General features: G+C 66.8%; 15 protein-coding genes. 6 read left to right on the top strand and 9 right to left on the bottom strand.

Features of this window, described 5'->3' with window-relative positions; all coding sequences use genetic code 11:
* Position 1 precedes the first annotated feature (1 nt).
* Positions 2–211 carry a hypothetical protein gene (locus tag ACFOOL_RS09645; RefSeq protein ID WP_380096748.1) on the top strand — a complete coding sequence of 70 codons (210 nt, stop codon included), beginning with the start codon at positions 2–4 and terminating at the stop codon, positions 209–211.
* Positions 208–1596, top strand: coding sequence for an amidase (locus ACFOOL_RS09640; protein WP_380096747.1), 1389 nt, complete (start codon positions 208–210; stop codon positions 1594–1596). Before ACFOOL_RS09645 ends, ACFOOL_RS09640 begins: the two co-directional genes overlap by 4 nt.
* A gap of 113 nt (positions 1597–1709) precedes the next feature.
* Here ACFOOL_RS09640 and ACFOOL_RS09635 read toward each other — a convergent pair whose 3' ends face one another.
* From ACFOOL_RS09635 to ACFOOL_RS09615, 5 genes are read right to left on the bottom strand one after another with little or no spacing between them, the layout of a single operon-like run.
* The gene (locus ACFOOL_RS09635) at positions 1710–2069 is read right to left on the bottom strand and encodes a cupin domain-containing protein (RefSeq protein WP_380096746.1); all 360 of its coding nucleotides are present in this window, start codon (positions 2067–2069) and stop codon (positions 1710–1712) included.
* A gap of 18 nt (positions 2070–2087) precedes the next feature.
* Positions 2088–2798 (bottom strand): amino acid ABC transporter ATP-binding protein, encoded by a 711-nt coding sequence (locus ACFOOL_RS09630; RefSeq protein WP_380096745.1) that lies wholly within the window; start codon positions 2796–2798, stop codon positions 2088–2090.
* Between the two features lie 9 nt (positions 2799–2807).
* The gene (locus ACFOOL_RS09625; RefSeq protein WP_380096744.1) at positions 2808–3512 is read right to left on the bottom strand and encodes an amino acid ABC transporter permease; all 705 of its coding nucleotides are present in this window, start codon (positions 3510–3512) and stop codon (positions 2808–2810) included.
* Positions 3509–4192 (bottom strand): amino acid ABC transporter permease, encoded by a 684-nt coding sequence (locus ACFOOL_RS09620; RefSeq protein WP_380096743.1) that lies wholly within the window; start codon positions 4190–4192, stop codon positions 3509–3511. Before ACFOOL_RS09620 ends, ACFOOL_RS09625 begins: the two co-directional genes overlap by 4 nt.
* A 26-nt stretch (positions 4193–4218) precedes the next feature.
* On the bottom strand, positions 4219–5070 hold the full coding sequence (locus tag ACFOOL_RS09615) for a transporter substrate-binding domain-containing protein (protein ID WP_380096742.1): 852 nt from the start codon (positions 5068–5070) through the stop codon (positions 4219–4221).
* Positions 5071–5515: 445 nt separating this feature from the next.
* On the opposite strand from ACFOOL_RS09615, the gene ACFOOL_RS09610 reads away from it, so the two are divergent.
* Complete coding sequence (locus tag ACFOOL_RS09610; RefSeq protein ID WP_380096741.1) at positions 5516–6691, top strand: M24 family metallopeptidase; 1176 nt, start codon at positions 5516–5518, stop codon at positions 6689–6691.
* A gap of 31 nt (positions 6692–6722) precedes the next feature.
* On the opposite strand, the gene ctaD is transcribed toward ACFOOL_RS09610, so the two are convergent.
* On the bottom strand, positions 6723–8324 hold the full coding sequence (ctaD, locus tag ACFOOL_RS09605; protein ID WP_380096740.1) for a cytochrome c oxidase subunit I: 1602 nt from the start codon (positions 8322–8324) through the stop codon (positions 6723–6725).
* Positions 8325–8437: 113 nt separating this feature from the next.
* Positions 8438–9466, bottom strand: coding sequence for a LacI family DNA-binding transcriptional regulator (locus tag ACFOOL_RS09600; RefSeq protein WP_380096739.1), 1029 nt, complete (start codon positions 9464–9466; stop codon positions 8438–8440).
* A gap of 137 nt (positions 9467–9603) precedes the next feature.
* Between ACFOOL_RS09600 and araD the strand changes: the two genes are divergently transcribed.
* Together araD and ACFOOL_RS09590 are read left to right on the top strand one after the other, a co-directional pair.
* On the top strand, positions 9604–11340 hold the full coding sequence (gene araD, locus ACFOOL_RS09595) for an L-arabinonate dehydratase (RefSeq protein WP_380096738.1): 1737 nt from the start codon (positions 9604–9606) through the stop codon (positions 11338–11340).
* 23 nt (positions 11341–11363) lie between these two features.
* Positions 11364–12263, top strand: a complete 900-nt coding sequence (locus ACFOOL_RS09590; protein ID WP_380096737.1) for a dihydrodipicolinate synthase family protein — start codon at positions 11364–11366, stop codon at positions 12261–12263.
* A 10-nt stretch (positions 12264–12273) separates the two neighbouring features.
* On the opposite strand, the gene ACFOOL_RS09585 is transcribed toward ACFOOL_RS09590, so the two are convergent.
* Entirely contained in the window at positions 12274–13494 is a 1221-nt protein-coding gene (locus ACFOOL_RS09585) for a GGDEF domain-containing protein (protein ID WP_380096736.1), read from the bottom strand.
* Between the two features lie 233 nt (positions 13495–13727).
* Between ACFOOL_RS09585 and ACFOOL_RS09580 the strand changes: the two genes are divergently transcribed.
* The gene (locus ACFOOL_RS09580) at positions 13728–14762 is read left to right on the top strand and encodes a sulfate/molybdate ABC transporter ATP-binding protein (protein WP_380096735.1); all 1035 of its coding nucleotides are present in this window, start codon (positions 13728–13730) and stop codon (positions 14760–14762) included.
* 3 nt (positions 14763–14765) lie between these two features.
* Here ACFOOL_RS09580 and ACFOOL_RS09575 read toward each other — a convergent pair whose 3' ends face one another.
* Positions 14766–16625, bottom strand: coding sequence for a glycosyltransferase family 2 protein (locus ACFOOL_RS09575; RefSeq protein ID WP_380096734.1), 1860 nt, complete (start codon positions 16623–16625; stop codon positions 14766–14768).
* Positions 16626–16629: the final 4 nt, after the last annotated feature.

Below are 16629 nucleotides of genomic sequence, written 5' to 3'. Positions count from 1 at the left end.
CATGCCGGGAGATTTGCCTTCACGCGAGACGGTGGCGGCGCTGGCCGCAGCCAACGATATGCTGCTGCCCGAGCCTTATTTCGGCGAGCTGGTGGAAGCCTATGGGCATGTGAACGCCATGCTGACGCGGTTCCGCCGCTGCCAGACCGCGCCCGGAGAGATGGAGCAGGTTTTCGTGCCCATGCCGGCCGCGAAGGAGGAAAATCCATGACCGCGATCCTCACCATCGCCCAGGCGGCCGCACTGATCGAAAAACGGGCAGTGTCGCCGGTCGAGCTGACCGAGGCCGCCATCGCCCGCATCGAGCAATATGACGGGGTGCTGCACAGCTTCGTCACGCCGACGCTGGAGCGGGCGCGGCGCGAGGCGGCGACGGCCACCGCCGAAATCGCGGCGGGGCATTATCGCGGACCGCTGCATGGCATCCCCTATGGGCTCAAGGACGTGTTCGACACCGCCGGCCTGCTGACGGCGGCGCAATCGCGCATGCTGGGCGACAATGTGCCCGCCACCGACAGCCACGCCCAGGAGCGGCTGCAGGCGGCGGGTGCGGTGCTGATGGGCAAGCACGCCACCTGGGAGCACGCCCATGGCGGCCCCTCCTGGGACGTATTGTTCCCGCCGGCGCGCAATCCCTGGAATCCCGAGCACAGCCCGGCCGGCTCTTCCTCCGGCTCGGCGGCGGCGGTGGCGGCGGGGTTGTGCATGCTGGCCATCGGCACCGATACCGGCGGCTCCATCCGAGGACCGGCGGCCGCCTGCGGCATTGCCGGCATCAAGCCCAGCTTCGGCCGGGTCAGCCGGCGCGGGGCCATGCCCAATTCGCCCAGCCAGGACCATGTGGGGCCGCTGGCCTGGTGCGTGGAGGATCTGGCCATCGCCCTCAACGCCCTGGCCGGCCACGATCCGCTCGATCCGGCGTCGTCGCGCCTGCCGGTTCCCGATTACCGGGCCGGTCTGGACGGGTCCATCAAGGGTCTGCGCATCGGCGTGCCCTATGCCTGGTTCACCGAGGAAAGCCCGGTCAATGACGAGACCCTGGCCGCCTTCGAGGCCGCGCTGAAGGTGCTGCGGGCGCTGGGCGCCAGCGTCGTGACGGTGCGCCTGCCGCCGCTGGTCGATTTCGAGGACACCAAGAAAATCCTGGCGCTATGCGAATTGTTCTCGCTGCATGGCAGCGGGCTGCGGGAGCGTCCCGAGCTCTATGGCGCCAATTTCCGCGGCCGGGTGCTGGCCGGCGGCCTGGTGCCGGCGGAGGACTATCTGCGCGCGCAACGGGTCCGCACCACGCTGGCGGCGGCGGTGCAGACGGTGCTGACCGAGGTGGACCTGCTGGCGCTGCCCACGGCCGAGCCGGCGGGCAAGCTGACGCCGGTGCCGGCCAGTTCGCTGTTCACCAAGCTGGCCTTCAACGCCGCCTTCAGCGTATCGGGCAATCCGGCGCTGGCGCTGTGCAACGGCTTCGCGGCCAATGGCCTGCCCTTCTCGCTGCAATTGGTGGGAAGGCTGTTCGACGAGGCGACCATATTGCGCGTGGGGCATCGCTATGAAGGCGCCACGCCCTGGCGCGCGCGTCGACCGACCGCAGGGCTGTAAAGGGAAGGGATGCCCTGCTTGGGAGATAGATCGGGTGAGGGTGCCATTGCCATAAGCTGGCATGGCGTCGGGAAAAACCCCCTCACCCGAGGCAGATGTGATAAAAGACGGCGTCAGCGGGCGAGGTCGGCGCGCAGGGGGCTATGGACCTCGATGGCGTGGCTGTCGACCAGGGCGCGGGTGGAATGCACCACGCCGGTGGGGTGATGCCAGCAGGTGCCGGGCTCGACGATATAGGTTTGCCCGCCAATGACCATTTCCAGCCGGCCGCTGACCAGATAGCCGATGCTTTCGTTTTCCGGATGCAGATGGTTGGGGTGGAAGAAGCCGGCCTTCATCTTGGTTTCGACCAGTTGCACCTTCTCGCCTGAGCGCAGCAGCTTGAAATCGACTTCGCCCTGGGTCTGCACGCCGCCAATTTCGCGGCCGCCGGTTTCGATCGCGGCGACATCCTGCGAGCGTGTGATATGCATGGCTAACTCCTGATCCTGTCACGATGACGCCGCCTCCAGACGCATGGCCTGGCGCAGCTTGAAGAAATCCTCGGTGTCGAGATTATGCAGCAGGCGCCCCGCCTCCAGATACCAGATGCGGTCGGCGACGCGGCGGGCGAAACCCATTTCATGGGTGACGCAGATGATGGTCATGCCCTCGTCGGCCAGTTGCTCTATGGCCGCCAGCACTTCGGAGACCAGTTCGGGATCGAGCGCCGAGGTCGGCTCGTCGAACAGCATCACCGCCGGGCGCATGCTGACGGCGCGGGCGATGGCCACGCGCTGCTGCTGCCCGCCCGACAATTGCGCCGGCATGGAATCGGCCTTGTCGGCGAGGCCGAGCCCCGCCAGCCGCTCCATGGCAATCTGCCGGGCCTCGTCGAGGCCGAGCTTGCGCACCCGGCGCAGCCCGATCATCACATTGTCCAGCGCGCTCATATGCGGAAACAGGCCGAAGGACTGGAAGACGAAGCCGATGCCGCTGCGCAGCTCGTTGATGTTGCGGACCGTGTGGATGTCGCGCCCGTCGACGCGGATATGGCCGCCATCGATGGATTCGAGCCGGTTGACGGTGCGGATCAGCGTCGACTTGCCCGAGCCCGACGGGCCGCACACCACCACGACCTGCCCTTTGGAGACGCTTCCGGTTATGGATTTGAGAATATGGCGGTCGCCGAAATATTTCTCGACGGCTTCGAACTCGATCATCTCCGGCTCCTAACTGGCGCGCACGCCGGGGGCGTTCTGGGCGTGGCCGAGGCGCTTTTCCAGCAGGCTGGCCAGACCGGTGAGCGAGGTGCAGACCACGAAGAAGATGATGGCCAGGATGCCGAACACCTCCATCGGCTTGGTCAGCAGGATACTGTTGATCTGGGCCGTGGCGAAGGTGACCTCGGTGGCGTTGATGATATAGCCGAGCGAGGTGTCCTTCACCGCCGAGCTGAGCTGGGAGATCAGGCTGGGCGTCATGTTGAAGATGGCCTGGGGCAGGATGATCTTCACATTGATCTGCCAGGGCGCCATGCCCAGCGACTCGGCCGCCTCGCTCTGCCCCTTGGGCAATGCGAGAATGCCGGCCTTGACGATCTGCGAGATATAGGCGCTTTCGAAAATCACCAGGGCGATGATCAGCGTGGTGGTACCCTGGATCGAGATGCCGGTGATGACCGGCACCACGAAATAGATCCAGAAGATGAACATCAGCAGCGGCACGCCGCGCACGAAGGTGATGAGCGCCCCGGTGGCGAGACTCAGCCAGCGGCGCGAGCTGAGCTCGGCCAAAGCCAGCAGCACCCCCAGGGGCACCGCCAGGGCAATGCTGACCACGGCGATGATCATGGTCATGGCCAGGCCGCCCAGCGGCCCGTTGGGATAGCTGCCGATCAGCAGATCGAGCCAATAGGTCTGGATGATCTCGATCATGAGCGGGCCCCCGCGGCGGCGCGCGCCGTAAGCTGACGGCCCACCGTCATGATGATCAGGGAAATCGTCAGATAGAGCATGGTGGCGATGAAAAAGGCTTCGAAGGTGAGCAGCGTGCTGGTGTTGAGGTCGGAGGCCACATGGGTGATCTCGGCCACGCCGATCACCGAGGCCAGGCTGGTTCCCTTGAAGAACAGCAGGAGCTGATTGGTGAGGGCGGGGGTGGCGACGCGCACGGCCTGGGGCAGGATGATGAAGACGAAGCTCTGCAGGAAGCTCATGCCAATGGCGCGGCTGGCCTCGAACTGAACCTTGGGCAGTGAGCGGAAGCCGCTGCGCAGATCCTCCGACACATAGGCGCCGAAGGCCAGGCTGAGCGCGGCGGCGCCGAGGATGAATTCGGGATAGGTGCCGTTGACGAGCTTTTGCAGCGGCGGCGGGAAGATCTGCGGAATCGCGAAATACCAGAACAGGATCTGCACCAGCAGCGGCACGTTGCGGTGATAGAGCACGAACAGCGCCACCAGCCATTGCAGGGGCTTTATCGGCAGCGACCGCAGCGCCGCCAATATGATGCCGATCAGCCCCCCGAAGACGATGAAGGCGGCGGTAAGCTCAAGCGTGGTCAGCAGGCCAAGAAGGAATTTGGCGATATTGTCGCCGGATAGAATGATGTCCATGCTGCCGTTCCCGCCGCCTCGCCTGTTTACTTGATTTCCTGAACGACGAAAGTGCGTTCGAGATTGTAATTGGTGTCAGGCCCGAGCCACTTGGCGAAAATCTCGTCGAACTGGCCGGACTGGTCCATCTCGACCAGGGCCGCATTCACCGCCTCGAGCAGCCGGGGCTCGCCCTTGCGCACGGCGGCGCCAAAGGGCGACGACATGGTGGCTTCGGGCAGGATGCGCAGCGGGCGGGTGTCCTGGCTGGTGCGGACATAGTCGGCAAGGATGAACTGGCTGGCCGCGAAGGCATCGGCGCGGTTCTGCATGAAGGCGAGGAAGGCCGTGGGGTTGTCCTGCAGGGTGATGACCTCCACGCCCTCGATGGAGGCGCGGGCGGCATTGGCCGAGGTGGTGCCATCGGCGGCGGCGACCTTGTGCCCGGACAGGTCGGCGATCGACTGGAATTCGGAATCCTCGGCCACGACGATCTTTTCCACCGCGTCGAGATAGGAATAGCTGTAGTCGACCTGGGCGGCGCGTTCGGCGGTGTAGATGAAGCCGGCAGTGAGAATATCGACCCGGCCCTGGGTGAGCTCGGGAATGCGGGCAGCGGTCGACATCACCTTGAGGTCGGCGGATACGCCGAGCTGCTCGGCAATGCCGCGGCACACATCGACATCGTAGCCGACCACTTCGCGGGTGCCGGTCTCCAGCATGCCCTGCGGCGGATTGGTGCTCATCACGCCACAGATGAGGACGCCGCGCTCCTTGATTTCATCGAGCTTGTCGGCATGCGCCGCGACGGACAATGCCGCCAGGGCGCCGGTGGCGAGAAGCGCCGCCAGCGACAGCCGGGCCAGGCGAGTCGCGCCGTTTGATTTTGTATGCGTCATAAAATCCTCCCATTCCATGAGTGCGAAAGCAGGCGAACCCTAAAGGCACACTCCGCTTAACGTCAATAATCTACACCAAATAAAAGAATGATACAAACATCTTTGTCGGACAAAATTGTCCGTTTGTATGGAAGGAATTTGCTCGACGGGGCCGGGCCACCCCAATCCCGGTGATCGACCACGTCATATTGAGAGGCCGCAAAGAGCCGTCAATTGACAGAAGGTTGAGATATACCGGCCGCCGCAGCCAGATTCGGCGGGAAACGCCTCGCGCCGGGAACTTTCGAGCGCCGCACCATGCCTTTGGCAGCCATCATCGACAGCGAGGGCCGCCGCAGGCGAGCGCAGCGAGGCGAACCCTTCGTGTTGCCCTCTTCGATTACACTCGCTAGAATTGTAGGACAAATTTGTATAATGTGTTGACGATAGGGATTGTGATCGCTCCATGATGGACTATGCTGAGCGCCTGCATTTCGTGGCGGGTGAAGTGGACAAGGCCGGGCTGGCGGCGCTGATCGTCTTTGCCTGGGGTGCCGCCCACGGCCAGACCACGCTGTCGCACGGCCATATGCGCTACCTCACCGGCTGGGACAGCCAGCGCTTCTGTTCGCTCCTGGTGCTGGTGCCGGGCCGACGGCCCATAATGCTGGTTCCAAATATTGGAGCATTCGTCACGGCACGCGAGCAACTGGATTTTTGCGAGGTTCGCTTTTGCGCCTCCAATTCGCTTGGGATGGCGGCGGCCGCCTGCCTCGCCGAACACGGCATAGACGCCGAAGCCGGGCTTGCCATGCTGGGCCGCGACGAAATGCCGGTGCCGGTCTGGGAGCAATTGGGGCGCAACGCGGCACAGGTCACCGATTTCGCCGGGCTCATCAACACCCGCCGGGCGGTGAAGGATGACGCTGCAATCGCCCGCCACCGCCGGGCGGCAGCGGCCTGCGACGCCGTATTCGCGCATCTGCCGGAACAACTGCATTCGGGCCGGAACCTCTTCAGCATCCGGGCCCGGCTTCAGGCCGTCGCCGCCGATCACGGGGCGGAGTATTGCGACCTGTGGCTGACGGCCGCGCCCGATGCGCAGCGGGAATACATGTTCAAGGTCGACATGCAGCGCATTCCGCAGCGGGGCGACCAGATTCTATGTGGCGTTTCCCTGACCATTGACGGACATTGGGGGCATGGGGTTCGCGCCGGTCATATGGGAAGACCGGAAGCACGGCACCGCTTCTATTATGACGTCGTGCGCGAAATATACGACACGGCGCTGAGCCAATTGCGGCCCGGGGTGGACCTGGCCGCCGTGGGCGAGGCAATGGACCGGATTCTGGCCAAACGCATTCCGCAGCATGCCGATGCGCAGCAGTTCAGCCGCTTCCGCTATGCGCATGGGCTGGGCCTCTCCTATGAGGACCCTATCGTGACCGACAGCTTCCCCCAACCCTATTTCGCCGGCCAGCGCGCCCAGTCCTGCATTGCCGAACCGGGCATGCTGCTCGAAATCCACCCCAATATTTTCCATGCCAGCGACGGTGGCTGCGCCCTGGGCAACATGATTGTGATGACCGAGGGGGGATTCGAGGAGCTGACGCGGCACGATCTGGCGCTCGCCAGCTATTGAGCCGCCTGTCCCCGCCGGCTGCCCGATCCTCTCACTGCCGCTCGAGAATGCGCGGCAGCGTGGCGAACTGGTGGGTGGGCGGGGGCGAGGTCAGGGTCCATTCGAGGGTGGTCGCCCCTTCGCCCCAGGGATTGGCGGGCGCCGGGCGCTTGCGCGCATAGGCCTCGGCGATCGTGACCAGAAACAGCAGCACGCCGGTGGTCGAGACATAGGCCCCGAGCGAGGAGACCAGGTTCCAGAAGGCGAAGGCGTCGGGATAATCGACATAGCGGCGCGGCATGCCGCCCAGGCCGAGGAAATGCTGGGGGAAGAAGACGATGTTGACGCCCACGAAGGTGACCCAGAACTGCGCCTTGGCCAGCGTCTCGCTATAGAGATAGCCGCTCATCTTGGGGAACCAGTAATAGAAGCCGGCAAAGATGGCGAAGGCCGAGCCCAGCGACAGCACGTAGTGGAAATGGGCGATGACGTAATAGGTGTCGTGCAGGGAATGGTCGAGCCCCGCCCCCGCCACCACCACGCCCGTCACCCCGCCGATGGTGAACAGCAGGATGAAGCCCATGGCATAGAGCATGGGCGTGCGGAAGCTGATGGAGCCGCCCCACATGGTGGCGATCCAGGAGAACACCTTCACGCCGGTGGGCACGGCGATCACCATGGAGGCGGCCATGAAGAAGCTCTGCACGTTGAGCCCGATGCCGGAGGTGAACATGTGGTGGGCCCAGACGATGAAGCCGATGAAGCCGATGGCCAGCATGGCGGCGACCATGCCCATATAGCCGAAGACCGGCTTTCTCGAGAAGGTCGAGACCACATGGCTGACGATGCCGAAGGCGGGCAGGATCATGATGTAGACCTCGGGGTGGCCGAAAAACCAGAACAGATGCTGGTAGAGGATCGGGTCGCCCCCGCCCTCGGGCGCGAAGAAGGTGGTGCCGAAATTGCGGTCGGTCAGCAGCATGGTGATGGCGCCGGCCAGCACCGGCAGCGACAGCAGCAGCATGAACGCCGTCACCAGCATCGCCCAGGCGAAAAGCGGCATGCGGAACAGTTTCATGCCCGGGGCGCGCATGTTGAAGATGGTGGTGATGAGGTTGATGGCGCCCAGGATCGAGGAGGCGCCGGACAGGTGGACCGCGAAAATGACGAAATCGACCGCCGGGCCGGGCTGGCCGGTGGTCGAATAGGGCGGATAGAGCGTCCAGCCGCCGCTATGGCCGGCGGACCCCGGCGGGCCTTCGACGAAGAGCGAGACGGCGAACAGGCCGAACGAGGCCACCAGCAGCCAGAACGACACATTGTTGAGGCGCGGAAAGGCCATGTCCGGCGCGCCGATCAGGATCGGCACGAACCAGTTGCCGAAGCCGCCGATCAGCGCCGGCATCAGCACGTAGAAGATCATCACCAGCCCATGGGCGGAGACGATGGCGTTGTAGAGATCGGTATTGTGGAAGATTTGCAGGCCCGGCTGCTGCAGTTCGATGCGCATGGCCAGCGACAGGCCGGTGCCCAGGAGGCCCGCGCACACCGAGAACACCAGATAGAGCGTGCCGATATCCTTGTGATTGGTGGAAAACAGCCAGCGCCGCCACATTGGCGGGGAAGCGGGGGCGGTGGGTGCCGGCATGTCCATGGTCGCTCTCCAGTCATGGTGACCAACTGGTGTGGAGCCTAGGACTGTGAATAAGACGATACAAACGAATTTAATTCGCTATTACATGCACAATATTGCATTGAATTGCGCGTTCAGGCCGAATTGCGGCGCGTCAGGGTAAAGCCGACATCGTGGACGCCCGGGCCCGGCGCCTCGGCGGCGAAACGGTCGAGCAGGGCCTCGGCGGCGACCCGGCCCAGATGCTGGCGGTCGATACGGATGGTGGTGAGGGACGGCTCGGTGCTGGCGGCGAAATCCTGGTCGCCGAAGCCGATGACGGCGACGTCTCGCGGCACCGCCAGCCCGCGCGCCGCCGCCTCGACCAGAATGCCCTGGGCGAACTGGTCGGAGCTGCAAAAAACCACCGTCCCCGGCGCCATGCCCTGCTCCAGCAGCCGCGCCAGCGCCGCGCGCCCCGATCCCAGCGTGGCGGCGCGCCCGAAATCGAGGCCGGCGGGCCGGCTGCCCGAGAGGCTGCCGAAACGGTCGGCAAAGGCATCGCGGCGCCGGCGGGCCCGCTCCTCCGCGGCAGTGACGGTGGCGGCGGAGCGATAGCCGGCCTGCCAGGCGAAATCGGCGGCGGCCCGCCCGGCATTTTCGTGGGAGAAGCCCACGCAGCAATCGATGGGCGTTTCGGTGAGGTCCCAGACCTCCACCACCGGGATGCCGGCATTGACCAGCATGAGCCGCGCGCCCGGGCTGTGGTGGACGCCGGTGAGTAGCACCGCATCGGGGCGCCGCGACAGATGCGCGGCGATGGCCTGTTCCTCACGCTCCGGATCGGCGCCCACTTCCGAGAGCATGATCTGGTAGCCATGGCTCCACATGATGTCGGAGAAGGCATGCAGCAGGCTGGAATAGACGATATTGGTGACGGAAGGCACCAGCGCCGCGATCAGCCGCGACCGGCTGGACGCCAGGGCCCCGGCGAGGGCATTGGGCACATAGCCGGTGCGGCGGATGGCGTCGCGGATGCGCTCGAGGGTCTGGGGCGAGACCTTGGAGGGCGTCGACAGCGCCCGCGACACCGTCACCTGCGTGACGCCCGCCAGCCGGCCGATATCGGCCATGGTGACGCCGCCGTTTCGCGGCGGCCTGGATCCGGCGGGAGGTCGGGCCATGGCAACACCTTTCATCCGGGCTTTGCAAGCGCATACACCGGAAGCGTCCCCGCGTCCAATCCCCTCCCCGCATGGCTGGACGGCGATTGACTCGGGGGCTATGTATGCGCATACATCATCGGCGGGAGGACATTGTCATGACGCAGCGCAAGACGAAAGCCGATCTGCGGTCCGCGCGCTGGTTCGCGCCGGACGATCTGCGCAGCTTCGGGCATCGCTCGCGGCTGCTGCAACTGGGCTATGGCGAGGAAGACTTCATGGGCCGGCCGGTGATCGGCATCCTCAACACCTGGTCCGAGCTCAATGCCTGCCACGGCCACTTTCCCGAAAGGGTGGAGGCGGTGAAGCGCGGCGTGGCGCAGGCGGGCGGCTTTGCGGTCGAATTGCCCACGCTGTCGGTGGACGAGAGCTTCACCAAGCCCACCTCCATGCTCTATCGCAACCTGCTGGCCATGGAGACGGAAGAAACGATCCGCAGCCATCCGCTGGACGGGGTGGTGCTGATGGGCGGCTGCGACAAGACCACGCCGGGCCTGCTCATGGGGGCCTTCACCGCCGGCGTGCCGATGATCTTCCTGCCGGCCGGGCCCATGCTGCGCGGCAACCATGCCGGGCACACGCTGGGGTCGGGCTCGGACGCCTGGAAATATTGGGACGAGCGCCGCGCCGGCAATGTCACCGAGGCCTATTGGCGGGGCCTGCAAAGCGGCATCGCCCGCTCCCACGGCATCTGCATGACCATGGGCACGGCTGCGACCATGACGGCGATCGCCGAGGCGCTGGGCCTCACCCTGCCCGGAGCTTCCTCCATTCCGGCAGTGGATTCGGGCCATCAGCGCATGGCGGCGGAATGCGGGCGGCGGATCGTCGACATGGTCTGGGAGGACCTGACGCCCGGCCGCATCGTCACCGCGGCGGCGGTGCGCAATGCCGCCATCGTCGCCATGGCCACGGGTTGCTCGACCAATGCGGTGGTGCATCTGATCGCCATGGCCCGCCGCGCCGGCGTCGCGCTGTCGCTGGACGACCTGGACGCGCTGGGCCGGGTGACCCCGCTCATCGCCAATGTCCGTCCCTCGGGAAAAGACTATCTGATGGAGGATTTCCATTATGCCGGGGGGCTGCGGGCGCTGATGAAGCAGCTCGCCGCGCGGCTCGACACCTCCTGCATCACCGTGACCGGGCGGACGCTGGGCGAGGCGCTGGAGGGGGCGGTGGTCCATAATGACGACGTCATCCGGCCGCTGTCCAACCCGGTCTATCACGAGGGCTCGCTCGCCGTGCTGCGTGGCAATCTGTGTCCGGACGGCGCCGTCATCAAGCCGGCCGCCTGCGATCCGCGCTTCTATCTGCATGAGGGGCCGGCGCTGGTCTTCGACAGCTATGCGGAGATGAAAAAGGCGGTGGACGACGAAAATCTCGACGTCACCCCCGACCATGTGCTGGTGCTGCGCAATGCCGGGCCGCTGGGCGGTCCCGGCATGCCCGAATGGGGCATGCTGCCCATTCCCAAGGCGCTGATCAAACAGGGTTATCGCGACATGCTGCGCCTGTCCGATGCGCGCATGTCGGGCACCTCCTATGGCGCCTGCATCCTGCATGCGGCGCCCGAAGCCTATGTCGGGGGGCCACTGGCCCTGCTCCGGACGGGCGATATGGTGCGGCTCGACCTGCCCGCCCGGCGGCTCGACATGCTGGTGGCCGAGGACGAGCTGGCGCGCCGCCGTGCCGCCTGGGTGCCGCCGGCGCCGCGCTTCGAGCGCGGCTGGGGCTGGATCTATTCGAAGCACGTGACCCAGGCCGACAAGGGCTGCGACTTCGATTTCCTCGAACGCGATTTCGGCGCTGTGGCCGGCGAACCGGATATTTTCTGACGCATCTTCCAGGCGGAGCTCATATGACCCTTTCCCTCGACCAGGCGCTGACCGGCATTTCGGGCATTCTCGTCACCCCCTATGACAACAAGGGCGATATCGCCCCGGCGCGGCTTTCCCCGATCATCGACCGCGCCCTGGGCGCGGGGCTGCACATGCCGGTGGTCAACGGCAATACCGGGGAATTTTATGCCCTCACCACCGAGGAAGCCGCCACCATGGTGCGCGAAGTGGTCGGCCTGGTCGATGGCCGCGCGCCGGTGCTGGCGGGCATCGGCCGGGGCATACGCGACGCGGCGGTGCTGGCCCGGGCCTCGGCGGATGCGGGCGCGACGGCGCTGATGGTGCACCAGCCGCCCGATCCGTTCGTCGCGCCGCGCGGCATCCTCGATTATCTCAAGGCCGTCGCCGACGCCTCGGGCGGCCTGCCGATGATGCTCTATCTGCGCAATGACGCCATCGGCACCCGGGCCATCGCCGAATTATGCGCCCTGCCCGGCGTCAAGGGAGTCAAATGGGCGACGCCCAATCCCCTCCGGCTCGCCGAGGCCAAGGCCGCGTGCGATCCTGCCATCGTCTGGGTCGGCGGGCTCGCCGAAACCTGGGCGCCGGCCTTTTACGCGGTGGGCGCGCGCGGCTTCACCTCCGGCCTCATCAATGTCTGGCCGGAGCGGTCGCTGGCCATCCACGCCGCGCTCGAGGCCGGCGATTTTTCCGGCGCCAACGCCCTCATCGCCGGCATGAAGGTCTTCGAGGATATCCGCGCCGAGGAAATGAACGGCACCAATGTCACCGGGGTCAAGGCGGCGCTCCTGGCGCTGGGCCGGGATTGCGGACCGACGCGGCCGCCTTCGGCCTGGCCATTGACCGGGGAGCAGCAGGAAAGGCTCGACGCCTTCATCGCCACCAACCGGCTCGCCTGAGGGCGGCGCGCTACGCCGTCCGCGTGACGGGGACCGGGTCCGGCCAGGGCGGACCGGTCCGGGATGGCGGCTTGTCCCGACGCCCCGCTCCGGCCGGGAGCGGCGCGGACGCCGTCCGGTCGCGGCCGGCGTTCTTGGCTGCGTAGAGCTGGGCATCGGCCGCTTCGATCAGGCTGTCGAAATCCAGGCCGACCAGGGCGGAATGGCAGACGCCGGCGCTGGCGGTCAGCGCCAGGGCATGGCCATGCACCTCCACCACGCAGCCATTCGCCGCCGCCCGCACCCGTTCGACGACGGTGCCGGCCTCCTCGGGGGTGACCTCGGCAACGATGAGGGCGAATTCCTCGCCGCCGATGCGGAAGAACCGGTCGGTCTCGCGCAATACCGCGGTGCAGGCCCGGGCGAAATGGCGCAGCGCCTCGTCGCCGGCGGTATGGCCGTGCCGATCGTTTATGCGCTTGAAATGGTCGATGTCGAACAGGGCCAGCGCGAACCCCTTGCCGTCGGCTTCCCGCTTCAGCGCCCGCAGCGCCATCTCGAAGGCCCGCCGGTTCGGCAGGCCGGTCAGCGGATCGAGCAGCGCCGCCTGCCGCAGCGCCACCGCCCGGCGTTCATAGGCGATCGAAAGCACGAATACCGAGCCGCCCGCCACATAGATCAGCGCGACCAGCAGATGGATTTCGAGCAGGATGTCGTAGGGGATGTAGGTGACGATCTGGTCCTCGATGAAGAGGCCCTGGAGCGAGCGGAGGGCGAAGGACAGCGCCATCAGCCCATAGATGGCGGCCAGGGCATATCTGGAGGGCAGCCCATCCGCCCGGTCGCGCCAGAATTCGACGCCCACCGCCGCCCCCAGCAGCGCCAGCATGGTGTTGACCGTCGCAAAATTCAGGCTCAACGAATTCGTCGTCATGCCCATGAGCACATAGCAGGCGGCCGGAGCGCAGACGGCCCACAGGGCGGTCGCCCTGCCATTGAAGGTCCTTGCCGCCAGCAATCGCAGGCCGAAGCCCAGCAGCAGGAGCGCGTCGGGCCATATCGCCAGCTCGACCGGCAGTTCGGGCCGTGCCGCATAGATGGTCAGGGCGCCGGCGAACATCAGGTTCGAGACGATCCAGCAGAGCCAGTGACGCTCGCCCTGTACGCGCAGCCAGATCCACGCATAGGCGGCGGCGGCAACGATGAGAATGACGATATTGGCGACGAATAACGTCGTATTGTCCAGGCCCATAGCCGCCGCCTCCCCCCGAAGGTTCCCATAGGTAGGGGGGAGAGGTTGAGATTGTCTTGCCTGGGCGCCGTGGCCACATCCTCCGGAAAGCGCCCGGAAGGGCAGAATTTGGCGCGCGGGCGCCAGCCGGGGAAAAATTCGTGGCCGGCGGCACGAAGTCCCTTGCGGCGGGAGGGATTTTGTTCCGAGTACAGGCACGGATAATCTGCCCGTGTCGGTGATGGGGAAAGTTCATGGACGTACGCGTCGAAGAGGTTCGCAAGGAGTTCGACCGGTTCGCGGCGCTGCACGCCGTCTCGCTGGAGATCGGCTCGGGAGAGCTGCTGGCGCTGCTGGGTCCCTCCGGCTCGGGCAAGACCACGCTGCTGCGGCTGATCGCCGGGCTCGAGCGGCCCACGTCCGGGCGCATTTTCTTCGGCGACGAGGATGCCTCGGAAAAGAGCGTGCAGGAGCGCAATATCGGCTTCGTCTTCCAGCATTATGCGCTGTTCCGCCATATGAGCGTCCTGGAAAACGTCGCCTTCGGGCTCAAGGTGCGTCCGCGCTCGACCCGGCCGCCGGCCGGCGAAATCCGCCGCCGCGCGCTGGAACTGCTGGATCTGGTGCAGCTTGCGGGCCTCGAGAAACGCTATCCCAACCAGCTTTCGGGCGGCCAGCGGCAGCGCGTGGCGCTCGCCCGGGCGCTGGCCATCGAGCCCAGGGTGCTGCTGCTGGACGAGCCCTTCGGGGCGCTCGATGCGCAGGTGCGGCGTGAACTGCGCAAATGGCTGCGCGAAATCCACGAGCGCACCGGGCATACGACGGTTTTCGTCACCCATGACCAGGAAGAGGCGCTGGAACTGGCCGACCGGCTCTGCGTCATGAGCCAGGGGCGGATCGAGCAGGTGGGCACGCCCGACAGCGTCTATGACACGCCCTCCTCGCCATTCGTCTTCGGCTTCATCGGGGAATCGAGCGTGCTGCCGGTCAGGGTGGAGAAGGGCGGCATCCGGCTCGACGAGCATCCCATCGGCATTTCCGGCCCGGAGGCCGAGGGGCCGGCGCGGCTGTTCTTCCGCCCCCACGACATCGAGCTGGTGGAGGACGAGGCGGGGCTCGCCGGCGTGGTCGCCGGCAGCCGCCGGGTCGGGGGCACGCGGCGCGTCGAGCTGGATATCGGGGAGGCCGCCCACAGGGTCGAGATCGACCTGCCCTTCGACCACCCCGCCACGGAACGCTCCCGCATCGCCTTCCGCCCCAAGCGCTGGAAAATCTTCACCGAGGCGTGAGGCTCACCCCCGCCGCAGCACCCAGCGGCGGAGCTGCACCCGGCCGCGCCGCGCCAGGGCCGGCGATGCGGCGCTGACCCGGTGCGGCGTCTTGAACCAGTGGAACGGGCGGACGGCGAATTCGTGCAGGGCCCGGAGCGTCGCCACCGCGATCAGCAGCCAATAAAAGGGCAGCAGGGCCTGCCAGGGGCGGAGATGGGTCTGGCCGGTTCGCCGCAACCCCACCAGATTGGTGAGGATCGCCCCGGCATGCCCGGCCAGCAGCACCAGCAGGCAGGCCAGCGGCCAGATGCCGCCGATCGGCCAGACCGGCACCTGCGCGACGTGCAGCGCGATCAGCGTGCCCAGGAGCCCGGCATGCAGCAGCGGCGCCAGCAGCATGCCCAGCACGATCACCTGGAACAGCAGGGTGCCGCGCCAGCCCAGATCGGCCAGCAGCAGGCGCGGACGGCGGTTATGCACCACGAAGGTTTGCATCCAGCCTTTCATCCAGCGGGTGCGCTGGCCCAGCCACGGGCCGGGACTCGCCGGCGCGTCCTCGAGGGTGCGGCTGGTGCTGGTGGCGATGCGCAAGCGCCGGCGGGCCAGCCGCACCCCCAAATCGGCGTCCTCGGTCACGTTATAGGCGTCCCATCCGCCCAGGCGCCGCAGGCTGGCCAGCCGGAAATGGTTCGAGGTGCCGCCCAGCGGCACCACCAGGTTCCAGTGCGCCAGCGCCGGCAGCAGCACCGCGAACAGGCCCGCATACTCCCCCGCGAACAGCGCCGCCAGCGGTCCTTCGCCGCCATTGCCGATCACCAGCCGCGCCTGGATGCATTCCAGCTCGGGCTGGCGGCGGAACCGGGTCACCATGCGCAGCAACTGGTCGGGATCGGGACGGTCCTCGGCGTCATAGACCACGACGAACTCGCCGCGGCACAGGGGCAGCGCGAAATCGAGCGCCTTGGGCTTGGTGCGCGGCAAGGCGTCGGGCACCACGACGAGCGAAAAGCGCCGGTCCCAGAGGTGCCGCCGGATCGCGGCGATGGTTCCGGGGGAGCGGCTTTCGACCACGAAGACGATCTGCAGCTTTTCGCGCGGATAATCGAGCCGGCCGAGATTGCCGCAGATCTGGTCGACCATATTGGCCTCGTCGCGCAGCGGCACCAGCACGGAATAAAGCGGCAGATCGGCCCGGTCGAGATGCGGGTCGGCCAGGTCCTCGGGCTCGGGCGGCACGGTCAGGGCAAGCAGGCGAAGCAGGGCCGGCAGGACCACCAGCCCGGCCCAGGCGGGAGCCAGCCAGAGCTGCCCCCAAAGCGGCATCGCCAGCAGGAGAGCCGCGAGGGCGAGGATGGCGAGCGAGGAGATCCAGCGCGCCGGGCGGGTCAGTTCGAGCTGGGCGGCCGCCTTGGGCCAGACCCGCGCCAGGTTCTGCCGGGCCCCGTCGATCAGCACCGGGCCGGCGGATTCGACCAGACGGTCAAGCAGGGCCGACGCGGGCACGAGACACAGCCGCTGGCGCAGCGCCGGGTCGTGCCGACGGGCGGCGGCGAGCCGCAGCACGCCGAAGAAATCGGGAGCGGCAAAGAGCACGTCGCGGCCGAAGAGCGACAGCCGGAACATGCGCACCTCGGCCAGCATGTCCACCCTTTGCGGCGGGTCGGCCCCGCCGGCCTGGCGCGGCACCACGTCGAAATAGGCGAGGTCCGCCCAATCCGAGGCGCGGCGCATCATTTCGGCATCGGTCTGGCCCAGATTGACGGCGCACCAATGCAGCGGGTCGACTTCCGACAGCAAGGCCCCCTCGAGGGCGATCGCGGCTTCCGAACGGGTCGCGCCGGCCCCGAGCAGGGCGCGCATCAGGCTGATGGCGGCGGACATGGCG

Origin of the sequence: Devosia honganensis (assembly GCF_042648785.1) — a bacterium.
GTDB lineage: Bacteria > Pseudomonadota > Alphaproteobacteria > Rhizobiales > Devosiaceae > Devosia > Devosia honganensis.
This window is presented reverse-complemented; position numbering and strand designations above follow the sequence as displayed.

Coding starts and splice junctions, on each gene's coding strand:
- ACFOOL_RS09645 (WP_380096748.1), top strand. CDS start 2: ATGCCGGGAGATTTGCCTTCACGCGAGACGGTGGCGGCGCTGGCCGCA.
- ACFOOL_RS09640 (WP_380096747.1), top strand. CDS start 208: ATGACCGCGATCCTCACCATCGCCCAGGCGGCCGCACTGATCGAAAAA.
- ACFOOL_RS09635 (WP_380096746.1), bottom strand. CDS start 2,069: ATGCATATCACACGCTCGCAGGATGTCGCCGCGATCGAAACCGGCGGC.
- ACFOOL_RS09630 (WP_380096745.1), bottom strand. CDS start 2,798: ATGATCGAGTTCGAAGCCGTCGAGAAATATTTCGGCGACCGCCATATT.
- ACFOOL_RS09625 (WP_380096744.1), bottom strand. CDS start 3,512: ATGATCGAGATCATCCAGACCTATTGGCTCGATCTGCTGATCGGCAGC.
- ACFOOL_RS09620 (WP_380096743.1), bottom strand. CDS start 4,192: ATGGACATCATTCTATCCGGCGACAATATCGCCAAATTCCTTCTTGGC.
- ACFOOL_RS09615 (WP_380096742.1), bottom strand. CDS start 5,070: ATGACGCATACAAAATCAAACGGCGCGACTCGCCTGGCCCGGCTGTCG.
- ACFOOL_RS09610 (WP_380096741.1), top strand. CDS start 5,516: ATGATGGACTATGCTGAGCGCCTGCATTTCGTGGCGGGTGAAGTGGAC.
- ctaD (WP_380096740.1), bottom strand. CDS start 8,324: ATGGACATGCCGGCACCCACCGCCCCCGCTTCCCCGCCAATGTGGCGG.
- ACFOOL_RS09600 (WP_380096739.1), bottom strand. CDS start 9,466: ATGGCCCGACCTCCCGCCGGATCCAGGCCGCCGCGAAACGGCGGCGTC.
- araD (WP_380096738.1), top strand. CDS start 9,604: ATGACGCAGCGCAAGACGAAAGCCGATCTGCGGTCCGCGCGCTGGTTC.
- ACFOOL_RS09590 (WP_380096737.1), top strand. CDS start 11,364: ATGACCCTTTCCCTCGACCAGGCGCTGACCGGCATTTCGGGCATTCTC.
- ACFOOL_RS09585 (WP_380096736.1), bottom strand. CDS start 13,494: ATGGGCCTGGACAATACGACGTTATTCGTCGCCAATATCGTCATTCTC.
- ACFOOL_RS09580 (WP_380096735.1), top strand. CDS start 13,728: ATGGACGTACGCGTCGAAGAGGTTCGCAAGGAGTTCGACCGGTTCGCG.
- ACFOOL_RS09575 (WP_380096734.1), bottom strand. CDS start 16,625: ATGTCCGCCGCCATCAGCCTGATGCGCGCCCTGCTCGGGGCCGGCGCG.